Annotated in this window: 2 protein-coding genes; both read right to left on the bottom strand. The window is 70.8% G+C overall.

Features of this window, described 5'->3' with window-relative positions:
* Window positions 1-2,050, bottom strand: a 2,050-nt coding sequence (locus N787_RS09720; RefSeq protein WP_052575347.1) for an ATP-binding protein, incomplete at its 3' end; no start/stop codon positions are given.
* Window positions 2,047-4,220: EAL domain-containing protein (locus N787_RS09715; protein WP_052575346.1), on the bottom strand; the 2,174-nt coding region annotated here is incomplete at its 5' end. The genes N787_RS09715 and N787_RS09720, both read right to left, overlap by 4 nt.

Genomic DNA, 4,220 nt, shown 5'->3' with positions numbered 1-4,220 from the left:
GTGCGGCCACGGCCGGCCGGGCGGCAGGTGCCGCGGCGGGCAGCGGAGCGGGCGCCATCGGGCGCGGCGCCGCCGGCATCGCGGGACGCGCGGCGACGGGTGCCGGCGCCTCGTCGTCGATCTCGGCCACCGGACGATGCTGCAGCCAGCGCGCGATGGTGGCTTCCAGCAGTCGGCGGTCCACCGGTTTGGACAGGTAGTCGTCCATGCCGGCGTCCAGGCACTTCTGGCGGTCGCCGGCCATGGCGTTGGCGGTCATGGCGATGATCGGCAGCCGCGGCAGGCCCTGGCTCAGCTCATGCTGGCGCCATTCGCGGGAGGCGGTGTAGCCGTCCTTCACCGGCATCTGGCAGTCCATCAGCACCACGTCCAGGTTGCCCTGCACCATGCGCTCGAGCGCCTTCTCGCCGTTGTCGGCGGTTTCGCACTGCAGGCCCAGCAGGCCGACGAGGCGCTGGGCCACCATCAGGTTCACCGGGTTGTCCTCGACCAGCAGCACGCGGCCGCGCAGGCGGCCGGCGGGGCGCGCGGCGTCATCGGGCACCTCGGTGGCATCCGCCACCAGCACCCGTTCGGGTAGCGACATCTCCATGTCCTCCGGCTTGGCGACCGCCTGGGCCGCCAGGAATCCACTCAGCGCACTGCGCAGTTCGTTGCCGCCGATGCTGCGCGAAAGCATCAGCGAATGCGGGCCCTGGGCCAGCTCGCCGGCCACGGCCTCCTCGCCCTGCAGGTAGACCACGCGCAGGTCCTCGAGCTCGGCGCTGCGGCGCAGGTTGCGGTGCAGGGCAATGGCGGTGCTGCGCACGGAATTCAGGTCCACGATCAGCAAGTCGAAGCTCCAGCTGGCGCCGCGGCTGAGCGCGGTGCGCAGGCGGGTCAGCGCATCCTGCGTGGTCTCGACCTGGGTCAGCTGCACGCCCCAGTTCGGCGCCGACTGGCCCAGGCGCTGGCGCAAGCCGGCCTCGGTGCTCAGCAGCAGCACGCGGGCGCCATTGAGGTCGCTGCGCTGGCCCTGGATGTCGCCGGCGGCCTTGGTCAGCGGCACTTCGAACCAGAAAGTGGAGCCGCGGCCTGGCGCGGAATCCACGCCGATGCTGCCGCCCATCAGGTCGACGATGCGCTTGCAGATCACCAGGCCCAGGCCGGTGCCGCCGTACAGGCGCGTGGTGGAGGCGTCGGCCTGGCTGAAGGCGCGGAACAGCCGCGCGTCCTTGGCGATGCCGATGCCGGTGTCGGTGACTTCGAAGCGCAGCTCGTGCTGGGTGCGGCTCTCGCCGCGGCGGGTGACGGCCAGCGTCACCGAGCCGCGCTCGGTGAACTTCACCGCGTTGCTCAGCAGGTTGGTCAGCACCTGGCGCAGGCGCACCGGGTCGCCGCGCACGGCCAGGCGCACCGAGGGATCGACCTGCAGGTTCAGGCGCAGGCCCTTGCTCTCGGCCGGCTTCTCCATCAGGCGGATCACCGAATCAAGCAGCTCGCGCAGGTTGAAGCTGGTGGTCTCGAGCGTGACCTTGTTCGCCTCGAGCTTGGAGTAGTCGAGGATGTCGTCGACGATCCGCTGCATCTGCCGCGCCGAGGTGTAGGCGGTGCGCACGATGTCCTGCTGGTCGGCCTGCAGCCGCGAGCTCATCAGCAGGTCGAGCATGGGGATGATGCCGTTGAGCGGCGTGCGGATCTCGTGGCTCATGGTGGCCAGGAATTCGCCCTTGGCCATCATCGCGGCCTCGGCCGCCTGCTTGGCTTCGGTCAGCTCGCGCTCGAGGCGGCGGTGCAGGGCCAGCTCTTCCTGCAGCGCATTGACCTCGCGGTCCTGCTCGCCGCTCTGCTGCGCCACCACGGCCAGGGCCCGGTTGCGCAGGTGGAAGGCGCGCCAGAGGCCGGCAATGCCTGCCACCGCCAGCAGTGCGGCCACCAGGGCCACGGCCTGCCACAGGCCGTTGTCGCTGAAGTAGCCGATGGCCACCGCGATCGCCGCACCCGCCGCGCCGGCGATCGCCAGCCAGCGCACGATCAGCGCATCGTTGGGCTTGAACGGGAGCCCGTTCAAAGCACGGCCTGCTGGAAGTCGAAGTCCATGTCGCGGTCTGCCTGCTGCACCAGGTTGCCCTGGATGAAATCAATGCCGCTCATCCACAGCGTGGCGGCCGACTGCGCGTCCTCGACGCCGTGGCCGATCACCTCCAGGCCGCGGCGGTGCGAGCGCTCGATCAGCACCTTGAGCTCGTCGCGCAGGTTGGCGGTGAGGTTGTTGGTGGTGTACTTGCGCGCCAGCTTCACGAAGCTCAGCGGCAGCTGCTCGATCAGGCCCTCGGCGTGCTGGCCGGCCTCGAACTGGCTCAGGCAGAACTGCACGCCGTCGTCCACCAGCGCATCGCAGAAGGCGCGCACGGTGGTGGCGTGGATGGCGGCGTCCTCGAGCCGCAGCTCGATCACCAGGCAGTTGCCGGGCACGTCGTGCGCGGTGAGCTCGGCCTTGAGCCAGGCGGCCTGGGCCGGGTCGGCCAGGGTCAGCGCCGACTGGGTGACGAACAGGCGCAGCGGCCGGCCCTCGGCGCGGCGGTCGCGCACCAGCTTCAGCGAGGCCTGCAGCACCCAGCGGTCGATGTCGCCGATGAAGTCGCCGCGCTCGGCCAGCGGGATCACCTCGGCCGCGGGCAGCAGCTTGCCGTCGGTGCCGCGCAGGCGCAGCAGCACCTGGTACTGGGAATCGTCGCTGCCGGCCACGGCCACCACCGGCTGGTAGATCAGCTCGAGGCTGTTGAGCGCGATCGCTTCGCGGATCTGCTTCACCAGCGCAGCCTCGCGCACGGCCTCGCTCGGCTTCACCGGCTCGTAGCGCTTGATGCCCTTCTCGTGGGTGCGGGCCTCGCGCGCCATGCGCTCGACCGCGTTGAGCATGTCGCTGGCCTCGCCGAAGCGGTGCTTCATCGAGCACACGCCCACCGAAACCCGCAGCCGCAGCGGATGGCCCTGCACGTTGAACGGGTGCTGCACCAGCGAGGCGCGCAGCTGGGTGGCCAGCTGTTCCAGCCCGGCCTCGTCGCGCTCGCGGTCGAGCACCAGGAAGCTGCCGTCGCCGAAGCGCGCCACCGGGGTCGGCTCGGCGCGTTCACCCAGCATGCGGCCGACCACGTGCAGCAGTTGCTCCAGCGTGGTCAGGCCCAGGCGGTCGCGCAGCAGGTTCACGCTCTCGATTTCCAGGAACAGCACGCCGCCGGCGCTGTGCTCGCTGGCGTCGGCCAGCAGGTATTCCAGGTTCTCCAGCAGCTCGCTGCGGTGGAAGAGGTTGGTGTCGTTGTTCTTGCCGCCGCGGCGCTGGCGCTTGATCTCCATCGCGCGGTGGCGGGTGACGCGGTTCTTCACCGCGGCGATCAGGTGCTTGGGCCGCACCGGCTTGGAGATGAAATCGTCGCCGCCGGCCTCGAGCGCGGCGAACTGGCGGTCCTCGTCGGCTTCGCCCGACAGGAAGACGATGGGCGTGTGCAGGAACGGGTCCTGGTCGCGGATCAGCACGGTCAGCTCGATGCCGTTGGCGTTCGGCATGTGCAGGTCCATCAGGATCAGGTCGGGCTGGAACTGGTGCAGCGCCTGCAGCACGTCCAGCGGGTCCAGCACGACCATGGTTTCCATGCCGGCGTTGCGCAGGATGCCTTCGGCGAACAGGGCCTGGTTGCGGTCGTCCTCGACCACCAGCACGCGGAAGGGCGCGTCGGAACCGGGATTGAGCAGCAGGGCCAGGCGACGCAGCACGTCGGAGGCGCCGTTGGGTTCGACCACCAGCGAATCGACGCCGGCGCGCTTGGCGGTCAGGCGCAGGTTGATGTCGTCGGCCTGCGACAGCGCCACCAGCAGCAGCGGCTGCTGGCTGCGCTCGCGCGCCTCGCGCACGGTGGCGCCGATTGCTTCGAGCTGGTCGCTGAAAGCGGCGTCCACCAGCGCCAGGTTGGCGGGCAGCGCGCCGAGCAGTTCGCGCAGCTCCTCGGCGGTGTCGAGCAGTTCGACCTCGTAGCCCAGGGCTTCCATGCGCTGGTCGAGTTCCAGCGACAGCGGGTCGTGGCTGGTGAGGTGATAGACGCGGACGCCGGTGACCGCGGCGGGCTCGCCGGCGGCGCTCGCGGCCGGGGCGGGCGCCGGCGCCGGCTTGGCGGCGGGTTTCGCAGCGGGCTTGGCGACAGGCGGCGTGGGCGGCTTGGGCTGGGTCACGGGCGGGGCCTCGC

Source organism: Arenimonas metalli CF5-1, assembly GCF_000747155.1.
GTDB classification, from domain to species: Bacteria; Pseudomonadota; Gammaproteobacteria; order Xanthomonadales; family Xanthomonadaceae; genus Arenimonas; species Arenimonas metalli.
This window is presented reverse-complemented; position numbering and strand designations above follow the sequence as displayed.